The sequence below is a fragment of the Streptomyces sp. NPDC003035 genome (assembly GCF_042888285.1).
Classification (GTDB): Bacteria; Actinomycetota; Actinomycetes; order Streptomycetales; family Streptomycetaceae; genus Streptomyces.
The window spans coordinates 56,688-78,607 of sequence record NZ_JBIAPJ010000002.1 but is presented as its reverse complement, the minus strand read 5'-3'; the positions used below and the strand labels follow the sequence as shown (position 1 = coordinate 78,607).

16 protein-coding genes are annotated in these 21,920 nt (G+C 71.7%); 14 read left to right on the top strand and 2 right to left on the bottom strand.

Annotated elements, in window-relative coordinates; genetic code table 11:
• Positions 1 to 18: 18 nt before the first annotated feature.
• The 6 genes from ACFYV5_RS06570 (at position 19) to ACFYV5_RS06545 (ending at position 6,268) form a co-directional block, all read left to right on the top strand.
• Positions 19 to 1,266 carry a spermidine/putrescine ABC transporter substrate-binding protein gene (locus ACFYV5_RS06570; RefSeq protein ID WP_389165243.1) on the top strand — a complete coding sequence of 416 codons (1,248 nt, stop codon included), beginning with the start codon at positions 19 to 21 and terminating at the stop codon, positions 1,264 to 1,266.
• 40 nt (positions 1,267 to 1,306) lie between these two features.
• Positions 1,307 to 2,458 carry an ABC transporter ATP-binding protein gene (locus ACFYV5_RS06565; protein ID WP_389165240.1) on the top strand — a complete coding sequence of 384 codons (1,152 nt, stop codon included), beginning with the start codon at positions 1,307 to 1,309 and terminating at the stop codon, positions 2,456 to 2,458.
• Positions 2,455 to 3,372 (top strand): ABC transporter permease, encoded by a 918-nt coding sequence (locus ACFYV5_RS06560; RefSeq protein ID WP_389165237.1) that lies wholly within the window; start codon positions 2,455 to 2,457, stop codon positions 3,370 to 3,372. Before ACFYV5_RS06565 ends, ACFYV5_RS06560 begins: the two co-directional genes overlap by 4 nt.
• Positions 3,372 to 4,166: an ABC transporter permease gene (locus tag ACFYV5_RS06555; RefSeq protein ID WP_355107285.1), complete on the top strand. Its 795-nt coding sequence runs from the start codon at positions 3,372 to 3,374 to the stop codon at positions 4,164 to 4,166. The genes ACFYV5_RS06560 and ACFYV5_RS06555 overlap by 1 nt, the downstream gene beginning before the upstream one ends.
• 49 nt (positions 4,167 to 4,215) lie before the next feature.
• Positions 4,216 to 5,634 (top strand): NAD(P)/FAD-dependent oxidoreductase, encoded by a 1,419-nt coding sequence (locus ACFYV5_RS06550; protein WP_389165234.1) that lies wholly within the window; start codon positions 4,216 to 4,218, stop codon positions 5,632 to 5,634.
• Positions 5,635 to 5,800: 166 nt separating this feature from the next.
• A complete protein-coding gene (locus ACFYV5_RS06545) occupies positions 5,801 to 6,268 on the top strand; it encodes a hypothetical protein (protein ID WP_389165232.1) in 468 nt (155 codons plus the stop codon).
• A gap of 51 nt (positions 6,269 to 6,319) precedes the next feature.
• Here the strand turns inward: ACFYV5_RS06545 and ACFYV5_RS06540 are convergent, their stop codons facing one another.
• Both ACFYV5_RS06540 and gabT read right to left on the bottom strand, forming a co-directional pair.
• Complete coding sequence (locus ACFYV5_RS06540) at positions 6,320 to 6,766, bottom strand: phosphatase PAP2 family protein (protein WP_389165229.1); 447 nt, start codon at positions 6,764 to 6,766, stop codon at positions 6,320 to 6,322.
• Positions 6,767 to 7,178: 412 nt separating this feature from the next.
• Complete coding sequence (gene gabT / locus ACFYV5_RS06535) at positions 7,179 to 8,513, bottom strand: 4-aminobutyrate--2-oxoglutarate transaminase (RefSeq protein WP_389165226.1); 1,335 nt, start codon at positions 8,511 to 8,513, stop codon at positions 7,179 to 7,181.
• 216 nt (positions 8,514 to 8,729) lie between these two features.
• Between gabT and ACFYV5_RS06530 the strand changes: the two genes are divergently transcribed.
• The 8 genes from ACFYV5_RS06530 (at position 8,730) to ACFYV5_RS06495 (ending at position 21,875) form a co-directional block, all read left to right on the top strand.
• The gene (locus ACFYV5_RS06530) at positions 8,730 to 11,192 is read left to right on the top strand and encodes an ATP/GTP-binding protein (RefSeq protein WP_389165223.1); all 2,463 of its coding nucleotides are present in this window, start codon (positions 8,730 to 8,732) and stop codon (positions 11,190 to 11,192) included.
• Between the two features lie 81 nt (positions 11,193 to 11,273).
• Entirely contained in the window at positions 11,274 to 12,833 is a 1,560-nt protein-coding gene (locus ACFYV5_RS06525) for a PucR family transcriptional regulator (RefSeq protein WP_389165221.1), read from the top strand.
• Between the two features lie 121 nt (positions 12,834 to 12,954).
• Complete coding sequence (locus ACFYV5_RS06520) at positions 12,955 to 13,920, top strand: EamA family transporter (RefSeq protein ID WP_355107271.1); 966 nt, start codon at positions 12,955 to 12,957, stop codon at positions 13,918 to 13,920.
• 143 nt (positions 13,921 to 14,063) lie between these two features.
• Positions 14,064 to 15,509, top strand: coding sequence for an aldehyde dehydrogenase family protein (locus tag ACFYV5_RS06515; RefSeq protein WP_389165217.1), 1,446 nt, complete (start codon positions 14,064 to 14,066; stop codon positions 15,507 to 15,509).
• Positions 15,510 to 15,697: 188 nt separating this feature from the next.
• On the top strand, positions 15,698 to 17,623 hold the full coding sequence (locus ACFYV5_RS06510) for an acyl-CoA dehydrogenase family protein (RefSeq protein ID WP_389165214.1): 1,926 nt from the start codon (positions 15,698 to 15,700) through the stop codon (positions 17,621 to 17,623).
• 421 nt (positions 17,624 to 18,044) lie between these two features.
• Complete coding sequence (gene aroA, locus ACFYV5_RS06505; RefSeq protein WP_389165212.1) at positions 18,045 to 19,280, top strand: 3-phosphoshikimate 1-carboxyvinyltransferase; 1,236 nt, start codon at positions 18,045 to 18,047, stop codon at positions 19,278 to 19,280.
• A 25-nt stretch (positions 19,281 to 19,305) separates the two neighbouring features.
• Complete coding sequence (gene dxr, locus ACFYV5_RS06500) at positions 19,306 to 20,574, top strand: 1-deoxy-D-xylulose-5-phosphate reductoisomerase (RefSeq protein WP_389165209.1); 1,269 nt, start codon at positions 19,306 to 19,308, stop codon at positions 20,572 to 20,574.
• Positions 20,571 to 21,875: a M50 family metallopeptidase gene (locus tag ACFYV5_RS06495; RefSeq protein WP_389165206.1), complete on the top strand. Its 1,305-nt coding sequence runs from the start codon at positions 20,571 to 20,573 to the stop codon at positions 21,873 to 21,875. The genes dxr and ACFYV5_RS06495 overlap by 4 nt, the downstream gene beginning before the upstream one ends.
• Positions 21,876 to 21,920 lie beyond the last annotated feature (45 nt).

The window sequence follows — 21,920 nt, the reverse complement described above, 5'->3', positions numbered from 1 at the left end:
CCCGAAAGGGCACAGCGCATGGAGCAGTACGAGCCCGACAGCCTGTCCGCCGCTCAACTCGCGGCGATGCGGCGCAGCCTGACGAGCGGCCGGGGCGCCCTCACCCGCCGTTCGATGCTGCGCGCCGGAGGCGTGGGCGCGCTCACGATCGGCGGCCTCGCGTCCCTGAGCGCCTGTGGCATCCCGCCGGCCAAGCGGGAAGGTCAGGGCCCCGCGTCCACGGACTTCTCGGCGAAGGAGAAGCAGCTCAGCTTCTCCAACTGGACGCAGTACATCGACATCAGCGAGGACGAGAAGTCCCGCCCCACCCTGGAGGCGTTCACCAAGCGCACCGGGATCAAGGTCAAGTACACCGAGGACATCAACGACAACGTCGAGTTCTTCGGGAAGATCCAGCCCCAGCTCGCCGCCGGCCAGGACACCGGCCGCGACCTGATCTGCGTCACCGACTGGCTCGCCGCCCGCATCATCCGCCTCGGCTGGGCGCAGAAGCTGGACCCGGCGAACCTGCCGAACGCCTACGCCAACCTGGCCCCGCAGTTCCGCCGCCCCGACTGGGACCCCGGCCGCTCCTACTCGTACCCGTGGACCGGCATCTCGACCGTCATCGCGTACAACGTGAAGGCCACCGGAGGCCGCAAGGTCGACTCCGTCACCCAGCTGCTCGACGACCCCGCCCTCAAGGGCAAGGTCGCCTTCCTCTCCGAGATGCGCGACACGGTCGGCATGACCCTGCTCGACATGGGCAAGGACCCGGGCACCGTCACCGACGCCGACTTCGACGCCGCCCTCGGGCGGGTCCAGAAGGGCGTCGACACCAAGCAGATCCGGCGCTTCACCGGCAACGACTACACCTCGGACCTCAGCAAGGGCGACATCGCGGCCTGTCTCGCCTGGGCCGGAGACCTCATCCAGCTCCAGGTCGACAACCCGGACATCAAGTTCGCGATCCCGGCCGCCGGTTACATGACGTCCACCGACAACCTCCTCGTCCCGGCCAACGCCCGGCACAAGACCAACGCCGAGAAGCTCATCGACTACTACTACGAGCTTCCGGTCGCCGCCGAGCTGGCCGCGTACATCAACTACGTCTGCCCGGTCGACGGGGTGAAGGACGAACTCGCCAAGATCGACCCCGAGCTCGCGAACAACACGCTGATCCTCCCGGACAAGGCCATGGCCAGGAAGTCGCACGCCTTCCGCTCGCTGACCAGCGAGGAAGAGACGGCGTACGAGGAGAAGTTCGCCAAGCTCATCGGTGCCTGAGCAGCCGTCGCCCACCCCTTACGAACCGGGATCGCAACCCATGACTGACAAGAACACCGGCGGCGCCGTCCGTCTCACCGGCATCAGCAAGACCTACGGCTCCTTCACCGCCGTCCATCCGCTCGACCTGACGATCCCGCAGGGCTCGTTCTTCGCGCTCCTCGGCGCCTCCGGCTGCGGAAAGACGACCACCCTGCGGATGATCGCCGGCCTGGAGGACCCCACCACGGGCTCGGTCTTCCTCGGCGACACCGACGTCACCGACCTCCCGCCGTACAAGCGGCCGGTCAACACCGTCTTCCAGTCCTACGCGCTCTTCCCGCACATGGACATCACCGAGAACATCGCCTTCGGCCTGCGCCGGCGCGGTATCAAGTCGGTGAAGAAGCAGGTCGACGACATGCTGGAGCTCGTCCAGCTCGGCGACAAGGCCCGGCACAAGCCGCACCAGCTCTCCGGCGGCCAGCAGCAGCGCGTCGCCGTGGCCCGCGCGCTCATCAACCACCCGCAGGTCCTCCTCCTCGACGAGCCGCTCGGCGCCCTCGACCTCAAGCTGCGCCGCCAGATGCAGCTGGAGCTCAAGCGCATCCAGACCGAGGTCGGCATCACCTTCGTCCACGTCACCCACGACCAGGAGGAGGCCATGACCATGGCCGACCAGGTCGCGGTGATGAAGGGCGGCCGGGTCGAGCAGCTCGGCGCCCCCGCCGACCTGTACGAGAACCCGCGGACCACGTTCGTCGCCAACTTCCTCGGCACCTCCAACCTCATCGAGGCGGAGGTCGTCGAGACCGGCGGCACGGACCTGGTCGTGTCGGCCGGCGGCGGCAAGCTCAGGCTGCCCGCCGACCGCTGTTCCGCGACCGTACGCACCGGCGGCAAGGTCCTCGTCGGTGTCCGGCCCGAGAAGATCTCGCTCGCGCACGCCGACGACGCGGGGAAGATCGCCGAGGGCCGCAACAGGGTCACCGGCCGGATCGCGGACTCCTCCTTCATCGGCGTCTCCACCCAGTACGTGGTGAACTCGCCGGCGGGCGCGGAGCTCCAGGTCTACGAGCAGAACATAGAGCGCGACACGCGCCTGACCCCCGGCGCCGAGGTCGTCCTGCACTGGAACCCGGCCCACACCTTCGGCCTGGACGCCACGCAGGACATCGACGCGGGCGTGGAGACGGTGGAGGACGCCTCGTGACGACCACGGAAGCTCCACCCGTACCGGACCTGCCGGTCCGCAAGGCGGCCACCCGCAAGCGCCTCGTCCCGTACTGGCTGCTCCTGCCCGGCATCATCTGGCTGCTCGTCTTCTTCGCGCTGCCGATGGTCTACCAGGCCTCCACCTCCGTGCAGACGGGCTCGCTGGAGAAGGGCTTCGAGGTCACCTGGCACTTCCAGACGTACTGGGAGGCCCTGACCGAGTACTACCCGCAGTTCATCCGCTCGCTGTTGTACGCCGGTACCGCCACGCTCCTGTGCCTGCTGCTCGGCTATCCGCTGGCGTATCTGATCGCCTTCAAGGCCGGCCGCTGGCGCAATCTGCTCCTGGTCCTGGTCATCGCGCCCTTCTTCACCAGCTTCCTCATCCGCACCCTGGCGTGGAAGACGATCCTCGCCGACGGCGGACCGGTCGTCGACGTCCTCACCACGCTGCACGTCCTGGACGTGACCAGCTGGCTCGGCTGGACCGAGGGCGACCGCGTGCTCGCCACCCCGATGGCGGTGGTCTGCGGTCTGACGTACAACTTCCTGCCGTTCATGATCCTGCCGCTCTACACCTCCCTGGAGCGGATCGACGGCCGGCTGCACGAGGCCGCCAAGGACCTGTACGCGTCCCCCGCCACCACCTTCCGCAAGGTGACGTTCCCGCTCTCCATGCCGGGCGTGGTCTCGGGCACACTGCTCACCTTCATCCCGGCCAGCGGCGACTACGTCAACGCCGAGCTGCTCGGCTCGACCGACACCAAGATGGTCGGCAACGTCATCCAGTCGCAGTTCCTGCGGGTGCTCGACTATCCGACGGCCGCCGCGCTGTCCTTCATCCTCATGGCGATCGTGCTCCTCATGGTCACCGTCTACATCCGCCGTGCGGGAACGGAGGACCTGGTCTGATGCGTTGGATCCGCCGGAACCTTGTCGCCATCGTGGGCCTGCTGACGCTCGCGTACATGATCCTGCCGAACATCGTCGTGATGGTGTTCTCGTTCAACAAGCCGAACGGGCGCTTCAACTACGCCTGGCAGCGCTTCTCGCTCGACGCCTGGAAGGACCCGTGCGGCGTCGCCGACCTGTGCGGCTCGCTGACCCTGTCGCTCCAGATCGCCGCCTGGGCCACGGTCGGCGCCACGATCCTCGGCGCGATGATCGCCTTCGCGCTGGTCCGCTACCGCTTCCGGGCGCGCGGCGCGATCAACTCGCTGATCTTCCTGCCGATGGCGATGCCCGAGGTCGTCATGGCCGCCTCCCTGCTCACGCTCTTCCTCAACATGGGCGCCGAGCTGGGCTTCTGGACGGTCCTGATCGCCCACATCATGTTCTGTCTGTCGTTCGTGGTGACGGCGGTCAAGGCGCGGGTGATGTCGATGGACCCGCGGCTCGAGGAGGCCGCGCGCGACCTCTACGCCGGCCCGGTGCAGACCTTCGTACGGGTCACCCTGCCGATCGCCGCACCCGGAATCGCCGCCGGAGCGCTGCTCGCCTTCGCACTCTCGTTCGATGACTTCATCATCACCAACTTCAACGCGGGCTCGACCGTCACCTTCCCCATGTTCGTCTGGGGTTCGGCACAGCGCGGCACACCCGTCCAGATCAACGTCATCGGTACGGCCATGTTCGTCATCGCCGTCCTGGTGGTGGTGGCCGGTCAGATCGCCACCAACCGGCGCAAGAAGACAGCGACAAGCTGAGTACGGCCCTGAGAAGGCCCTGAAACAGGCCCTGAAGGAGTTGGAAACCATGGCCCCAGTCGCCATGCGTAGTGCCGCACGATCTCTCTCCGACGCCCAGCCCGTCCCCTTCTGGCTGGAAGACCCCGGCAAGCCCGGAGCCCTGCCCGCCCTCACCGGCACCGAGAAGTGCGACCTTCTCGTCGTCGGCGGCGGATACAGCGGACTGTGGACCGCGCTCCTCGCCAAGGAGCGGGACCCCTCCCGGGACGTCGTGCTGATCGAGGGCCGCGAGGTGGGCTGGGCCGCCTCGGGCCGCAACGGCGGCTTCTGCGCCGCCTCCCTCACGCACGGCTTCGGCAACGGACTCGCCCGCTGGCCGGGCGAGCTGCCGAAGCTGGAGGAGCTCGGCGAGCGCAACCTCGACGCCATCGAGGCGGCGGTCGCCCGCTACTCCCTCGACTGCGACTTCGAGCGCACCGGCGAGATCGACGTCGCCACCGAGCCGCACCAGCTCGAGGAACTCGGCGAGATGTACGCGGAGATCGAGCGGCTCGGTCTCGCGGACGGTCTCGACCTCCTCGACGCGGACGCCGTCCGCGCGGAGGTCGACTCCCCGACCTTCCTCGGCGGCGTGTGGGACCGGCGTGGTGTCGCCATGCTCAACCCCGCCAAGCTGGCGTGGGGTCTGAAGCGGGCCTGTGCGGAGCTGGGCGTGCGGATCTACGAGAACACGCCCGGCCTCGACCTCGTCTCCGTCGGCGCGGGCATGGGCGTGCGCACCCCGTACGGCCGGGTCCTCGCCCGGCGCGTGGCGCTCGGCACCAACGTCTTCCCGTCACTGGTCAAGCGGGTCCGCCCGTACACCGTCCCGGTCTACGACTACGCCCTGATGACCGAGCCGCTCTCGCCGGAGCAGCTCGCCTCCGTCGGCTGGAAGAACCGGCAGGGACTCGGCGACTCCGCCAACCAGTTCCACTACTTCCGGATCACCGCCGACAACCGGATCCTCTGGGGCGGATACGACGCGATCTACCCCTTCGGCGGCAAGCTCAACGCCGACATGGACCACCGCCCGGAGACGTATCTCAAGCTCGCCGAGCACTTCTTCCGCTGCTTCCCCCAGCTGGAGGGGCTCCGCTTCAGCCACGCCTGGGGCGGCGCGATCGACACCTGCTCCCGCTTCTCCGCCTTCTTCGGTACGGCGTACCAGGGCAAGGTCGCGTACGCGGCCGGCTTCACCGGTCTCGGTGTCGGCGCCACCCGCTTCGGCGGCGACGTGATGCTCGACCTGCTGGCCGGCGAGCGGACGGAGCGCACGGAGCTGGAGATGGTCCGCTCCAAGCCGCTGCCGTTCCCGCCCGAGCCGATCGCCTGGGCCGGCATCGGCATCACCAAGTGGTCGCTGGCCCGGGCCGACGAGAACGGCGGCCGTCGCAATCTGTGGCTGAAGGCCATGGACCGCCTGGGGCTCGGCTTCGACAGCTAGAGGTGCTCTTCCGCGCGCCGGGTGCGCGCCCCCGGCGCACACCACTCGATCATGGTGTGACCCAGTTCACCACCATCCGGTGGTCCGAACCCGCGTAATGATCGTCGCTCACCCCGCTCTCTGCGTGTGGACATCGCGTTCGCACACGGAATGGAGGCCATGGGCAATGAGTGCTTCGGGGGCCAGGACCGCAGTGGAATGGCTGGCGTCGGTGGCGCCGGATCCCCACGCCTGCCGGTGGGAGTGGGAGCGCAACCCGCTCGGGGTGGCGCTGCTGCCCGCCGGCAGGCGCTGGGACGTGCTGATCCTGCCGGGGGAGCTCGGCTGCCCCACGCTCGACGTGCTGTCCCGGCTCGTGGCGCGGCCCGGGCCCGTCCTCGCCGACTTCGGCGAAGCCCGTACGGGCTTCTTCGTGCCGCCCGGCACGGCCGCGCGCTGGCTCGGGACGGGGGTGCGCAGCGCGGGTCGTGGCACCTGGATCGTCGTCCCGTACCCCGGGCGGGCGACCGGCGGGGTCCGCTGGCTGATCCCGCCCGACGGCAGCGGGACGCTCACGGACGCCTCGCTCCTGGAGCTGGCGATGCACGAGGCGGCGGGCCGACTGGCGCGCGGGGAAGGGGAACAGAGGTCGTGAGGCAGTTGTGGACCGCGGGGCGACGTACGGACCGGTGTTCCGGCTGGGAGTTCAGCCGGAACGTCGACGCGTACACGTGGAGCTGAGTGTCAGGATCAGCAGCCCCAGGCAGAGGCTGGCCAGCACGTCCAGCGGCCAGTGGTAGCCGCGCAGGATCAGGCCGGTCCCCGTCAGCGCCGTCAGTGCGGCCGCGACGGGGATCAGCCGGTTCGAGACCAGGAACGCCGCGCCGAAGTACGCCACCATCGCCGTCGCCGTGTGGCCCGACGGGTAGTAGCCCGCGGCCCACGGCTCCAGCGGGCCCGGGCGGGCCGTCCACTCCTTCACGGGGATGACCAGCGCCGGTACGAGAGCCATCGCGAGGCCCGCGTACAGCGCCGGGGCGCGACGGCCGCGGTGGACCGCGTACGCCATCGCACAGCCGAGGACGGGGAGCGCGACCGTCAGATTGCCGAGGTCGGCGCCGAGTTCGGAGAGGCGGCGGGGGACCGTGTCCACCCACGCGCGGGAGGCGCGCTCGTCCAGGCGCGCGAGCGGTCCTTCGACGAGGACCTGCCAGGTGACGACGGCGAGCAGAACGACCGCCGAGAAGACAGCGGGCCTCCCCGGAACAGGGGGGGTGGTTCCGGGGAGGCCCGCTTGACCGGGCTGCCGCGCGCCCCGGGGGGTGTGGGGCGGGCGGCCATCCGATCGGTGAGGAGTTCCGGAGCCAGAGGCTCCAGCGGTGTGCGCGAAGGCACGGTCAAGGCGGGGCTGGGGAGGCTCCGCCCTGGTGTCGCCTGCAGTTTCCTGCGAGCGGGGTGTTTCTCTCATCTGCAGAAACCGTACGGCAGAGAAAGGGGGACCGACAGCCGGATCTCCATCCCGCCATCGGCCCCCCACACCTTCTTCACACCAGGTGTCGTACGCCTCAGATTCCGGCGAACGCGTTCTCGATGATGTCCAGGCCCTCGTTCAGCAGGTCCTCGCCGATGACCAGCGGCGGGAGGAAGCGCAGCACGTTGCCGTAGGTGCCACAGGTCAGGACCAGCAGGCCCTCGGCGTGGCAGGCCTTCGCCAGTGCGCCGGCGGCCTCCGGGTTCGGCTCCTTGGTGGCACGGTCCTTGACCAGCTCGATGGCGATCATGGCGCCGCGGCCGCGGATGTCACCGATGGCGTCGAACTTCTCGGCCATCGCCGACAGGCGGGTCTTCATGATCGACTCGATCTTCTTCGCCTTGGCGTTGAGGTCGAGCTCCTTCATGGTCTCGATGGAGCCGAGCGCACCGGCGCAGGCCACCGGGTTGCCGCCGTAGGTGCCGCCCAGACCGCCGCCGTGGACGGAGTCCATGATCTCGGCGCGACCGGTGACGGCGGCGAGCGGCAGACCGCCCGCGATGCCCTTGGCGGTCGTGATCAGGTCGGGGACGATGCCCTCGTCCTCACAGGCGAACCACTGACCGGTACGGCAGAAGCCGGACTGGATCTCGTCGGCGACGAAGACGATGCCGTTGTCGTTGGCGAACTTCACGATCGCCGGCAGGAAGCCCTTGGCCGGCTCGATGAAGCCGCCTTCGCCGAGGACCGGCTCGATGATGATCGCGGCGACGTTCTCGGCGCCGATCTGCTTGGTGATGTTGTCGATCGCCTGGGCGGCGGCCTCGGGGCCGCAGTTCTCCGGGCCGGTGGGCCAGCGGTAGCCGTAGGCGACCGGCACGCGGTAGACCTCGGGCGCGAACGGGCCGAAGCCCTGCTTGTACGGCATGTTCTTCGCCGTCAGCGCCATGGTGAGGTTGGTGCGGCCGTGGTAACCGTGGTCGAAGACGACGACGGCCTGACGCTTGGTGTACGAACGGGCGATCTTGACCGCGTTCTCGACGGCCTCGGCACCCGAGTTGAACAGCGCGGACTTCTTGGCGTGGTCGCCCGGGGACAGCTCGGACAGCGCCTCGCAGACCTCGACGTAACCCTCGTACGGCGTGACCATGAAACAGGTGTGCGTGAAGTCGGCGAGCTGCGCGGCGGCGCGGCGGACCACGGCCTCGGCGGAGGCGCCGACGGAGGTCACGGCGATGCCGGAGCCGAAGTCGATCAGGCGGTTGCCGTCGACGTCCTCGATGATGCCGCCGCCGGCCTTCGCGGTGAAGACGGGCAGCACGGAGCCCACGCCGCCGGCCACGGCGTCGAGGCGGCGGGCCTGAAGCTCCTGCGACTTCGGACCGGGGATGGCGGTGACGACGCGCCGCTCCTGCGGGACAGCGTTCATGCGGGGCTCCTGGGGTGTTCTGGACGCACTTGTGGGTTTCTTCCGCAGGCTAGGCGCGCGGGAGGGGCCTGGGCATGCGCCGATCGGGAGTGTTGGGGGGTGTGTCGTTGTCCGCGGTGGACATGGCGGCGCCGAAACCGCTCCGGGGCGGTCCCCGCCGACTAGATTGACGGTGGCACAGACGCGGCGACCTGGCTGGTCAGGGGGCAGGGGTTCATGGAGACCGACGGCACGTACGAGTCACGCGACACGCGGGGGAGCGCGGTCCCGCGCCCGGCGACTCCCCCCGCACTGCCCGGTCCCCCGCACGCGCCACCCGTACCGCCCGCCCCGCACGCCCCACCCGTCCCCGCCCAGGCCCCGCCGGTCCCCCCCGCCCCGCCCCAGCCCCCGCCCCCGCCGGCGGGGGCCCCCGCTGCTGCCCGCCCGCCTGTCGTCGCCTGGCTGGACGCGCCGCGCGCCAAGGCGGCCCTCGGCATCTGGCGGTACCGGCACGTGCCCGCCGCGCCGCCCCGCGAGGCGACACGCCTGGCACCCATCACCATCGCCGGGCTGCTGATCCCGCTCGCCCTCGGACTCTTCCTGTGGTCCGCCTACCGGCGCGGCACCATCCCGTACCTGTGGCTCCCGCTGCAGACGCTCACCCCCGAGGACTGGTGGTACGCGGGCACCACCTCCCCCCGCGACTGGCACGGCGCCGAAGCACACGTCGTCTACAGCGGCGTCGTCTTCGGCCTGCTCGTGTTCGCGATCGCCCGGCTCGGCTCGTGGGGCGCGGTGACCCGGCACTTCCTCGACCGGTTCCGTCCGCCCGTCCGGACCGCGCTCACGGCCGCGGGAGCCCTCGTCGCCCTCGCCTTCGTCTGGCCGGAGGCCTTCGGCGCGGGCTGGGAGCCGCTTCCGGTCGCCAAGCCCGTGCTCTCCCTCGCCGTCCTGTTCGGGGGCGGATACGACACGCTCACGTCACCGCTCCTCGTCTACCTCCTGTACGCGCTGATCACCGCGGCCGTGGTCTGGCCGTTCGCCCGGACCGGCGACTGGGTGACCCTCGCCCGCCGATGGCGGAGCCGCGCCGCCGACACCGTCCCCTCCCCGAGCGCCGCCCCGCAGACCCCCCGTTCACAGTGGCCCGGACTCCGCGCCGCCGGGGAACAGCGTGCCGCCGACCTGCTCGCCGACGAGCTGCACACCGGTCGGATGAACGACGTCGACTGCGCCCGGGTGCGCCGGGCCTGGCGGGACGCCGAGCGCGACGCCCGGCGCCGCGCCTCCTTCGTCGACACCGTGCTCCGCCAGGGCGCCGCCGCCGAAGCGCACCCCTCGGGCGGCCGCGACCTGCCGCACCGGACGTACGCCCACGACCTGCTCGTGGGTCAGGTCCGGATCGGCCGGTACGTCGCCGGGGAGCGCAACCCGCTCGCCTACCACGGCGCCGGCCTCGCCCTCGACCCCGAACTGCTCGGCACCTCGTTCCTCGCGGTCGGGCCCTCCGGCGCCGGGAAGACCCGCTGCCTCACCGGCCCGGTCATCGAGTCGCTCACCCTTCAGGCCCTCACCGGCAGCTGCTCCGTCGTCGCGGTCGGCGCCGCCGGGGCCCCGCTCGGCCCCGACGAGGCCTACGACGTCGTGGTCCGCCTCGGCGACCCGGCCTCCCCCTACGACCTCGACCTCTACGCGGGCGCCACCGACCCCGACGAGGCCGCCGCCTTCCTCGCCGAGGGACTCGTCGGCGACGTCGAGGGCGTCGAGACCCGGCGCGCGACCACCGTGCTCGCCCAGCTGATCGGCCCCTACCGGGCCGCGCACGGCCGCTTCCCGACCGTCCCGGCGCTGCGCGAGCTGCTCGAAGGGCGCCCCGAGACGCTCCGGGAGCTGCTCGACCAGCTGCCGCCGGACGGCGCCGAGGCGATGCGCCGCGAGCTGGACTCCCGTATCCGCCAGGTGGGCACCGCCACCGACGTGGGTCCCGCCCTCGCCGACCGGCTCGCGTCCCTCGACCGGCCCGCGTTCGCCGACTTCTTCGGCGCCGGCCCTGACGTACGGCCCTTGTCCCTGCGTGCCGTCGCCCAGCACCCGGTCCGCGTGCGCGTCACGCTGCCGGAAGGCGGCCACGAGGAGGCCTCACGGCTGCTCACCCGGCTGCTCCTGGCCCAGTTCGAGACGGTCACCCGGACCGACACCGGGCGCGCGCACTTCGCCTGCCTGGTCCTCGACGACGCGGCGGGCGCCCTCACCGCCGGCACCGTGCGCGGGCTCCAGCACCTGCGGCCGCGCAACGCGGGCGTCGTCCTCTCGCTGCGCACCCTCGCGGAGGTGCCCGAGGCGCTGCACGGACCGCTCCTCGCCGTGATCGGCTGCCGGATGGCGTTCGCCGGCATCACCACCTGGGACGCTCGGGCCTTCGCCGAGGCGTGGGGCACCGAACGGGTGGAGGTCACCGAGGTGGCCCGGCACACGGTCTTCGCCGACCAGCCGATGACCCGGGCCTTCCACGCCCTGCGCAAGCTCGTCACGGGTAAGGCCGTGACCACCGATGCCGTCACCGTACGAGAAGTGGAAAGGGAACGCTGGTCGGCCTCCGACCTCGCGCACGCCGTCCCCGCCGGGCATGCCGTGCTGTCCCTCACCCATGTGCGCGGCGAGCACACGCCACCGCTCCTCGTGGACCTGCGGAGCTGACGCGGGACGCGGTGGGCCCTGGCACAATCGGGGGCGCCGTTCGTCGGAGCGGCCTTCCTCCGCTCAAAGGTACGACGGTCCATGCCGCCCACCCTCGCCTCCCTCGTCCAGCACTCGGCCCTCAAACTCACCGTCCGCGCGGGTGAGGACCGCCTCGCCACCCCCGTGCGCTGGGCCCACGTCAGCGAGCTCGCCGACCCCGTCCCGTACATGGAGGGCGGCGAGCTGCTGCTCACCACCGCGCTGACCCTGGACGCGGAGGACTCCGAGGCGATGCACCGCTATGTCCGGCGGCTGCTCGCCGCGGGCGTGGTGGGGCTCGGCTTCGCGATCGGCGTCAACTACGAGGAGATCCCGCAGGCCCTCGTGGAAGCGGCGCGGGCCGAAGGGCTCCCGCTCCTCGAAGTGCCCCGGCGCACGCCGTTCCTGGCGATCAGCAAAGCCGTCTCGGCGGCGATCGCGGCCGATCAGTACCGGGCCGTGACCGCCGGGTTCGAGGCCCAGCGGGAGCTGACCCGCGCCGCGCTCGCGGAGGGTCCGGACGCGGTGGTCGCCCGGCTCGCGGCGCACGTGGACGGCTGGGCGGCGCTGTACGACACCTCCGGCACCGTCCTTGCCGTGTCGCCCGAGTGGGCGGCGCGCCGGGCCGCCCGGCTGACGCCCGACGTCGAACGGCTCCGGGAGCGGCCCGCGCCCGCGAGCGCGGTGGTCGGCGGCACCGACGACCGGGTGGAGCTCCAGTCGCTCGGCACCGGACGGCGGGTCCGGGGCGCGCTGGCCGTCGGGACGGGGGCGCCGCTCGGGACGGCGGAACGGTACGCCGTGCACTCCGCGATCGCCCTGCTGACGCTGACGACCGAGCGCTCGCGCTCCCTGCAGGCGGCCGAGGGGCGGCTGGGCGCGGCGGTCTTGCGGATGATGCTCTCCGGCCAGCCGGACCACGCCCGCGCGGTGGCGGGTGATCTCTACGGCGGGCTCCTCGACGCGCCCTTCCGGCTGCTGATCGCCGAGCCCGTGCCGGGGGAGCGGGAGGGCGAGGCGCCGCTGCCGGCGCTGGCCGAGGCGCTGGAGTCGGCCGCGGCCCGGGCGGGCGAGACCGTGCTGACCGTTCCGGAGGGCGAGGAGCGGCTCCTGGTCCTGGCCGGCGACGGCGGGGCGGTCGTCGCGGCCTGCGAGGGGTACACGGAGCGGGACGCGGAGGAGGCCGGTGTCGTCGTCGGCCTCTCGGCCCCGGCGGGGCCGATCGCGGCGGCGACCGCGTACAAGCAGGCCGAACAGGCGCTGTCGGTCGCCCGGCGGCGCGGTCGCGCACTGGTCGAGCACGAGGACCTGGCGGCCGGCTCGGTCCTGCCGCTGCTGGCCGACGACGCGGTCCGCGCCTTCGCCGACGGCATGCTGCGCGCCCTGTACGAGCACGACGCCACCGGCCGCGGCGACCTCGTGGCCTCCCTGCGGGCCTGGCTCTCCCGCCACGGCCAGTGGGACGCGGCGGCGGCGGACCTCGGCGTCCACCGCCACACGCTGCGCTACCGGATGCGCCGCGTGGAGGAGATCCTGGGCCGCTCCCTGGACGACCCGGACGTCCGGATGGAGCTCTGGCTGGCCCTCAAGGCGACGGGCGCGGAGTCGGAGGAGCGGTAGGGCCGCCGAAGGGGGATCCGACCGGCTCCCTCCCCGCGCTCCGCCCCGAACAGGCCTCTTTCTGCCCGATGGCGGGCAAAATCATTGATCATTCACCGCGGAACTCCCTACCCTCCAGGACATGACAACCCCCGCGGCCGATCCCGCCTCCGACGAACGCACCCCCGAATCCCGCCCCGCCACCCCCGGCCCCACCCCCCGCCGGATCCCCGGTGCCGTCTGGGCCGCGCTCGGGATCGTGTACGTCGTCTGGGGGTCCACCTACCTCGGGATCCGGATCGTCGTCGAGACCATGCCGCCGTTCCTGTCCGCCGGGTTCCGCTTCGTCCTCGCCGGCCTCCTCCTCGCCGGGCTGATCGCCTGGCGGCAGGGTCCTTCCGCGCTCCGGGTCAGCCGCGCCCAGCTGGGCTCCGCCGCGCTCGTCGGCCTGCTCCTGCTCCTCGGCGGCAACGGCCTCATCGTCCTCGCCGAGACCTCCGTCCCCTCCGGTCTCGCCGCCCTGCTCGTCGCCGTCGTCCCCGCCTGGGTCGTCGTCCTCAAGGCCGTCTTCGGGCAGCGCCCCACCGCCGGGGGCATCGCCGGCGTCCTCCTCGGGCTCGCCGGCCTCGCCGTCCTCACCCTGCCCGGCCTCAGTGGCGACGTCCGCATCAGCGGCGTCCTGCTCGTGATCGTGGCGACCCTGCTGTGGTCCGTGGGCTCGTTCTCGTCCTCCCGCATCCCCATGCCCGCCAACCCCTTCACCGCCAGCGCGTACGAGATGGTCGCCGGCGGCCTCGGCTGCGCCGCGGTCGGTCTGATCCGCGGCGAGCAGCAGGGCCTCGATCTCGCCGCGATCTCCACCCGTTCCTGGACCGCGCTCGCGTACCTGATCGTCTTCGGGTCCCTGATCGCCTTCACCGCGTACGCCTGGCTGCTGCAGACCGCTCCGATCTCGCTCGTCGCCACCTACGCGTACGTCAACCCCGTCGTCGCCGTCCTCCTCGGCGCCCTCGTCCTGAGCGAGGCCCTCACCTGGCCCATCGCTGTCGGCGGCGCCGTCGTCGTGGCCGGTGTCTGGCTGATCGTCTCGACGGAACGCAGAAGCTGACGCACGGAGGATCCGCTCCACTTCAGCCAATCAGGCAAGGAGCGCGCCCGCACCACTCCACACCGGACAAACCACTGCCCGCCCCCTCGGCCCTAACGTGGTGGCACCGAGACATCCAACCGACACGAAAGGGCCGGGACGCAATGACTGCCACCCACGCCTTCTGGCTCGCCGGCCGCGAGGCCACCGGCGAGGACACCTTCGACGTCACCTCCTCCTGGGACGGCCGGCTCGTCGGCAAGGTGAGCGTGCCCACCGAGGCCCAGGTCGAGGAGGCCGTCGCGGCCGCCCACGCCGTCGTCGACGAGTTCGCCGCCACCCCGGCGCACGTCCGCGCCGCCGCCCTCGACCACGTGTCGAAGCGTCTCGCCGAGCGCACCGAGGAGATCGCCCAGGTGATCTCCGCCGAGAACGGCAAGCCCATCAAGTGGGCCCGCGGTGAGGTCGGCCGCGCCGTCTCCGTGTTCCGCTTCGCCGCCGAGGAGGCCCGCCGGTTCAACGGCGGAGAGGCCCAGCGCCTCGACACCGAGGCCGGTGGCGTCGGTCGTCTGGCGATCACCCGCCGCATTCCCAAGGGTGTCGTCCTCGGTATCGCGCCGTTCAACTTCCCGCTGAACCTGAGCGCCCACAAGGTCGCCCCGGCCATCGCCGTCGGCGCCCCGATCATCCTCAAGCCGGCCCCGGCCACCCCCATCTCGTCCCTGATCCTGGGCGAGCTGCTGGCCGAGACCGACCTGCCCGCCGGCTCCTGGTCCGTCCTGACCGTGCCGAACGACCGGATGCCCGCCCTCGTCCAGGACGAGCGCCTCCCGGTGATCTCCTTCACCGGCTCCGACAAGGTCGGCTACGCCATCCAGGAGTCCGTGCCGCACAAGCACTGCACCCTGGAGCTCGGCGGCAACGCCGCCGCGGTCGTCCTCGGCGACTGGGCCTCCGAGGAGGACCTGGACTGGGCGGCGAGCCGTATCGCCACCTTCTCCAACTACCAGGGCGGCCAGTCCTGCATCTCCGTGCAGCGCGTGATCGCCGACGCCTCGGTCTACGACCGGCTCGTCCCCAAGGTCGTCGCCGCCGTCGAGGCCCAGGTCACCGGTGACCCGACCGACGCCACCACCGACGTCGGCCCGCTCGTCGACGAGAACGCCGCCAAGCGCGTCGAGTCCTGGGTCGACGAGGCCGTCCAGGCCGGTGCGAAGCTCCTCACCGGCGGCAAGCGCGAGGGCGCGACCTACGCCCCGACCGTCCTCACCGACCTCCCGGCCGATGTCACCCTGGCCCGTGCCGAGGTCTTCGGCCCGGTCCTCACCATCGCCAGGGTCGACGGCGAGGCCGAGGCCTTCGCCGCCGTCAACGACTCGGACTTCGGCCTCCAGGCCGGTGTCTTCACCCGCGACCTGCAGACCGCCTTTCGCGCCCACCGCGCGCTGGAGGTCGGCGGCGTGATCATCGGCGATGTCCCGTCCTACCGCGCCGACCAGATGCCGTACGGCGGCGCCAAGAAGTCCGGCGTCGGCCGCGAGGGCGTCAAGTACGCGATGGACGACTACACGTACGAGCGCGTCCTGGTCCTGACGGGCCTCGCGCTGTAACACGTACGGACCATCCGTACGCCGACACGTACGGAGAGCCGTACGGATCCACGAGACCGACGGCCGGAGCCCACTGTGCGGGGGCTCCGGCCGTCTTCTCGTTCCTGGTCGTCTATCGGTACGCGCGGAAATCGGGTAGTACGGACGAGTAGCCACAAGCCCCCATCAGCGGCGAGGTGAGTTGGTTCATGTCCGCACCCACCCAGCGGCCCAAGGTCACGGAACGAGAAGCGCGTCAGGTCGCCGAGGCCGCGCGCGAGCAGGACTGGCGCAAACCCAGCTTCGCCAAGGAGCTCTTCCTCGGCCGCTTCCGGCTGGACCTCATCCACCCGCACCCGCTTCCAGCCGACGAGGACGTACGGCGCGGTGAGGCCTTCCTCGGAAAGCTCCGGGAGTTCTGCGAGACGCGCATCGACGGGCGGCTGATCGAACGCGAGGCCCGCATCCCCGACGAGGTCGTCGCCGGCCTCAAGGACCTCGGCGCGTTCGGGATGAAGATCGACCCGAAGTACGGAGGGCTCGGCCTCACCCAGGTGTACTACAACCGTGCCCTCGCCCTCGTCGGCTCCGCGAGCCCCGCGATCGGCGCGCTGCTCTCGGCCCATCAGTCCATCGGCGTACCGCAACCGCTGAAGATCTTCGGCACGCAGGAACAGCGCGACACCTACCTCCCCCGCCTCGCCCGCACCGACATCTCGGCCTTCCTGCTCACCGAACCCGACGTGGGCTCCGACCCGGCCCGGCTCGCCACGACGGCGGTACCGGACGGCGACGACGCCTACGTCATCGACGGGGTGAAGCTCTGGACGACCAACGGGGTCGTGGCCGACCTGCTCGTCGTCATGGCCCGGGTGCCGAAGTCGGAGGGCCACCGGGGCGGCATCACGGCCTTCGTCGTCGAGGCGGACTCGCCCGGCATCACCGTCGAGCACCGCAACGCCTTCATGGGCCTGCGCGGGCTCGAGAACGGCGTCACCCGCTTCCACGGCGTGCGGGTACCGGCGGCGAACCGCATCGGCCCGGAGGGCGCCGGCCTCAAGATCGCGCTGACGACGCTGAACACCGGCCGGCTCTCGCTCCCCGCGATGTGCGTCGGCGCCGGAAAGTGGGCGCTGAAGATCGCCCGCGAATGGGCCGCCGTACGGGAGCAGTGGGGCAAGCCGGTCGCCCGCCACGAGGCGGTCGGTACGAAGATCTCCTTCATCGCGGCGACCACTTTCGCCCTGGAGGCGGTCGTCGACCTCGCCTCGCAGATGGCCGACGAGGACCGCAACGACATCCGCATCGAGGCCGCGCTCGCCAAGCTCTACGGCTCCGAGATGGGCTGCCTCATCGCCGACGAACTGGTCCAGATCCGGGGCGGACGCGGGTACGAGACGGCGGACTCGCTGGCGGCCCGGGGTGAACGGGCCGTACCCGCCGAACAGCTCCTGCGTGACCTGCGGATCAACCGGATCTTCGAGGGCTCGACCGAGATCATGCACCTGCTCATCGCCCGCGAGGCGGTCGACGCGCACCTCGCGGTGGCCGGCGACATCATCGACCCGGAGAAGTCGCTCGGCGACAAGGCGAAGGCGGGGGCGCGGGCGGGCGGCTTCTACGCCCGCTGGCTGCCGAAGCTCGTCGCCGGACAGGGGCAGGTGCCGGGCGCCTACCGGGAGTTCGGCGAGCTCGCGACCCATCTGCGGTACGTGGAGCGGACGTCGAGGAAGCTCGCGCGCTCGACGTTCTACGCCATGTCGCGGTGGCAGGGCCGGATGGAGCTGAAGCAGGCGTTCCTCGGGCGGATCGTGGACATCGGCGCGGAGCTCTTCGCGATGAGCGCGGCGTGCGTACGGGCGGAGCTGATGCGGTCGACGGGGGAACACGGCCGCGAGGCCCAGGCGCTCGCCGACGTGTTCTGCCGACAGGCGCGGCTGCGGGTGGAGGAGCTCTTCGGCCGCCTCTGGTCCAACACGGACGACCTGGACCGGAAGGTGGTGGACGGGGTCCTGGCGGGCCGCTTCGAGTGGCTGGAGGCGGGCGTGGTGGACGCGAGCGACGACGGCCCCTGGATCGCAGACGCGACCCCGGGCCCGCCGACAGCGGAGAACGTCCACCGCAAGATCCCCTGACGACCGGGGGGCCGGGGCCCGCCCGCGCCCGGCGACCACCGGGGTGGGCCTCCGCCCCGCCGGGGCGGTGCCCGCCCCCCGGCCTCGTTGCCTCCGCGCCCCCCGTGTGGGCAATCGTCCCGCAGGGCGGGACGGGTGGGCACACGGGACGGCGCCCTTGCCGGGCCCAGGCTCCCCGTGCCTGCGGTGCCCACGGGTGCGGCGCCGTCGTGGGTTGTGCCCACCCGTTCCGCCGTGCGGAACGCCTGCCCACAACCCGGGAGCGGGGTGAGGGCGGGCACCACCCGCAGGTTGGCGGTGGGCACCGCCCCGGCGGAAGGGAGGCCCGCGGCACCGGCCCAGCAGGAGCCAGGTTTCGGGCCGGGCGTCCACGGGGCGGATGTGGGAGACCGCGCGCCCCGGCGCACGGCAGGATGGTCCCGTGACCGTCATAGACATCCCCGGCTCCAAGTCCGTCACCGCCCGCGCGCTCTTCCTCGCCGCCGCCGCCGACGGAACCACCACCCTCCTCCGGCCCCTCCTCTCCGACGACACCGAGGGCTTCGCCGAAGGGCTCAAGGCCCTCGGATACGAGGTCAGGCAGGAGCCGGGGGCCTGGCACATCGAGGGCCGGCCCACCGGGCCGGCCCTCGACGCCGCCGACGTGTACTGCCGCGACGGCGCCACCACCGCCCGCTTCCTCCCCACCCTCGCCGCCGCCGGCCACGGCACCTTCCACTTCGACGCCTCCCCCCAGATGCGCCGCCGCCCCCTCGGCCCCCTCAGCACCGCCCTGCGCACCCTCGGTGTCGACCTCCGGCACGAGGAGAAGGAGGGCCACCACCCGCTCACCGTCACCGCCCGCGGCATCAAGGGCGGCGCGCTCACCCTCGACGCCGGCCAGTCCTCCCAGTACCTGACCGCCCTGCTCATGCTCGGCCCGCTCACCGCCGAGGGCCTCGCCATCACCGTCACCGACCTGGTCTCGGAGCCGTACGTCGAGATCACCCTCGCGATGATGCGGGCCTTCGGGGCGCGGATCACCCAGGAGGGCCGCACGTACACCGTCGCGCCCACCGGATACCGGGCGACGACGTACGCGATCGAGCCCGACGCCTCCACGTCCTCCTACTTCTTCGCCGCGGCCGCCCTCGAAGCCGGCCGCCCCGTCACCGTCCCCGGCCTCGGCACCGGCGCGCTCCAGGGCGACCTCGGCTTCGTCGAGGTCCTGCGCCGGATGGGCGCGGACGTCGAGATCAGCGACGCCGCCACCACCGTCCGCGGCACGGGAACCCTGCGCGGCCTGACCGTCAACATGCGCGACATCTCCGACACCATGCCGACCCTCGCCGCCCTGGCGCCCTTCGCCGACGGACCGGTCCGCATCGAGGACGTCGCCAACACCCGCGTCAAGGAGTGCGACCGCCTCGACGCCTGCGCCGAGAACCTCCGCCGTCTCGGCGTCACGGTCTCCACCGGCCCCGACTGGATCGAGATCCGGCCCGGCGTCCCGGCCGGACCGGTCGAGATCGCCACCCACGGCGACCACCGGATCGTCATGTCCTTCGCGGTCACCGGCCTGCGCACGCCCGGCATCACGTTCGACGACCCCGGCTGCGTACGGAAGACGTTCCCGGACTTCCACCAGGTCTTCGGGGCGTTCACCCGCACCCCGTGAAGACCACACGGTCTTTGCGGCAAGAATGGGGGGCATGAGCGACCGCCCCTCTCCTCTCGCCGACCCGCACATCGTCTTCGCGCCAGTCGAAGGCCGCCGGGACATCGTCGTCCTCGGCTCCACGGGATCCATCGGCACCCAGGCCATCGACCTGGTCCTGCGCAACCCCGACCGCTTCCGGGTCACGGCCCTCGCCGCCTCCGGCGGCCGCGTCGGGCTGCTCGCCGAGCAGGCACACCGGCTGAAGGTCGCGACGGTCGCCGTCGCCCGCGAGGACGTGGTGCCCGAGCTGCGCGCCGCGCTCGAGGAGCGGTACGGCGTCGAGACCCTGCCCGAGATCCTCGCGGGGCCCGACGCCGCCACCCACGTCGCCGCCTCCCCCTGCCACACCGTCCTCAACGGCATCACGGGATCCATCGGGCTGGCGCCCACGCTCGCCGCCCTCGAAGCCGGCCGCACCCTCGCCCTGGCCAACAAGGAGTCGCTGATCGTCGGCGGCCCGCTGGTCAAGGCGCTCGCCGAGCCCGGCCAGATCATCCCGGTCGACTCCGAGCACGCCGCTCTCTTCCAGGCACTCGCCGCCGGCACCCGCGCCGACGTCCGCAAGCTGGTCGTCACCGCCTCCGGCGGCCCCTTCCGCGGCCGTACGAGGGAGGAGCTGGCCCACGTGACCCGCGAGGACGCGCTCGCCCACCCCACCTGGGCCATGGGCCCGGTCATCACGGTCAACAGCGCCACTCTGGTGAACAAGGGCCTGGAGGTCATCGAGGCGCACCTCCTCTACGACATCCCCTTCGACCGCATCGAGGTCGTCGTCCACCCCCAGTCGTACGTCCACTCGATGGTCGAGTTCACGGACGGCTCGACCCTCGCCCAGGCCACCCCGCCCGACATGCGCGGCCCGATCGCGCTCGGCATCGGCTGGCCCGAGCGGGTCCCGGACGCGGCCCCCGCCTTCGACTGGACCAAGGCGTCCAGCTGGGAGTTCTTCCCGCTCGACACCGAGGCCTTCCCGTCCGTCGGCCTGGCCCGTCACGTCGGCGCACTGGGCGGCACCGCACCCGCCGTCTTCAACGCGGCCAACGAGGAGTGCGTGGAGGCGTTTCTCGCCGGAAGGCTGCCGTTCAACGGAATCATGGATACGGTCACGGCAGTCGTCACCGAACACGGCACACCCGCCACGGGAACCTCGCTCACGGTGTCGGACGTCCTCGAAGCGGAGACCTGGGCCCGGGCCCGGGCCCGCGAACTGGCAGAACTCGCAGCGAAGGCACCCGCGGAGGCGCGCGCATGACCGTACTTCTGACGCTCCTCGGCATCGTGCTGTTCACGTTGGGGCTGCTCGTCTCCATCGCCTGGCACGAACTCGGCCACCTCTCCACGGCCAAGCTCTTCGGCATCCGCGTGCCCCAGTACATGGTCGGCTTCGGCCCCACCCTCTGGTCGAGGAAGAAGGGCGAGACGGAGTACGGCATCAAGGCCATCCCGGCCGGCGGCTACATCCGCATGATCGGGATGTTCCCGCCCGGCAAGGACGGCCGGATCGAGGCCCGCTCCACCTCGCCCTGGCGCTCCATGATCGAGGACGCCCGCGAGGCCTCCTTCGAGGAGCTCGAGCCCGGCGACGAGAAGCGGCTCTTCTACACGCGCAAGCCGTGGAAGCGCGTCATCGTGATGTTCGCCGGCCCGTTCATGAACCTGATCCTCGCCGTCCTGCTGTTCTTCGGCAGCGCCATGGCCGTCGGGTTCGAGACCCAGACCACCAAGGTCGCCGGCGTCACCAACTGCGTCATCGACCAGAGCGAGAAGCGCGACACCTGCAAGGCCGGCGACCCCGAGTCGCCCGCCAAGGCCGCCGGACTCCTCAAGGGCGACCGCATCGTCGCCTTCAACGGCGAACGCGTCTCGGACTGGAACACCCTCTCCGACCGCATCCGCGCCACCACCGGCCAGGCCACCGTCACCGTCCAGCGCGACGGCAAGGAGCTGGACCTGCGGGCGACGCTCCTCGAGAACAAGGTGCTCAAGAAGGACGCGGACGGCAAGGTCGTCCAGCCCCCGCAGTACGTCACCGCCGGCTACCTGGGCTTCGAGTCAGGCCGCGAGGTCGTCCCGCTCACCTTCGGCGAGTCCGCCTCCCGCATGACCGACCAGCTCCAGGCCGGCGCCGCGGCCGTGCTCGCCCTGCCCGGCAAGATCCCGGACCTGTGGGACGCCACCTTCGGCGACGGCGAGCGCAAGCAGGACTCCCCGGTCGGCGTCGTCGGCGCGGCCCGGATCAGCGGCGAGCTCATGAACATCGACGCCCCGCCGCAGACCATCCTGGTCTTCTTCCTGCAGCTGGTCGTGATGTTCAACGTCTCGCTGTTCCTGTTCAACATGCTGCCGCTGCTGCCGCTCGACGGCGGGCACATCGCGGGCGCCCTGTGGGAGTCCGTACGCCGCCACACCGCGCGGATCTTCCGGCGCCCCGACCCGGGCCCGTTCGACGTGGCCAAGCTGATGCCGGTGGCTTATGTGGTGGCGGGCGTCTTCGTCTGCTTCACCCTGCTCGTCCTCGCCGCCGACATCGTCAACCCGGTGAAACTGACGTGACGCACGGGCGGCCGGACCCCCTGGGTGTCCGGCCGTCCGCCGCCG

Coding starts and splice junctions, on each gene's coding strand:
- ACFYV5_RS06570 (WP_389165243.1), top strand. CDS start 19: ATGGAGCAGTACGAGCCCGACAGCCTGTCCGCCGCTCAACTCGCGGCG.
- ACFYV5_RS06565 (WP_389165240.1), top strand. CDS start 1,307: ATGACTGACAAGAACACCGGCGGCGCCGTCCGTCTCACCGGCATCAGC.
- ACFYV5_RS06555 (WP_355107285.1), top strand. CDS start 3,372: ATGCGTTGGATCCGCCGGAACCTTGTCGCCATCGTGGGCCTGCTGACG.
- ACFYV5_RS06550 (WP_389165234.1), top strand. CDS start 4,216: ATGGCCCCAGTCGCCATGCGTAGTGCCGCACGATCTCTCTCCGACGCC.
- ACFYV5_RS06545 (WP_389165232.1), top strand. CDS start 5,801: ATGAGTGCTTCGGGGGCCAGGACCGCAGTGGAATGGCTGGCGTCGGTG.
- gabT (WP_389165226.1), bottom strand. CDS start 8,513: ATGAACGCTGTCCCGCAGGAGCGGCGCGTCGTCACCGCCATCCCCGGT.
- ACFYV5_RS06530 (WP_389165223.1), top strand. CDS start 8,730: ATGGAGACCGACGGCACGTACGAGTCACGCGACACGCGGGGGAGCGCG.
- ACFYV5_RS06525 (WP_389165221.1), top strand. CDS start 11,274: ATGCCGCCCACCCTCGCCTCCCTCGTCCAGCACTCGGCCCTCAAACTC.
- ACFYV5_RS06520 (WP_355107271.1), top strand. CDS start 12,955: ATGACAACCCCCGCGGCCGATCCCGCCTCCGACGAACGCACCCCCGAA.
- ACFYV5_RS06515 (WP_389165217.1), top strand. CDS start 14,064: ATGACTGCCACCCACGCCTTCTGGCTCGCCGGCCGCGAGGCCACCGGC.
- ACFYV5_RS06510 (WP_389165214.1), top strand. CDS start 15,698: ATGTCCGCACCCACCCAGCGGCCCAAGGTCACGGAACGAGAAGCGCGT.
- dxr (WP_389165209.1), top strand. CDS start 19,306: ATGGGGGGCATGAGCGACCGCCCCTCTCCTCTCGCCGACCCGCACATC.
- ACFYV5_RS06495 (WP_389165206.1), top strand. CDS start 20,571: ATGACCGTACTTCTGACGCTCCTCGGCATCGTGCTGTTCACGTTGGGG.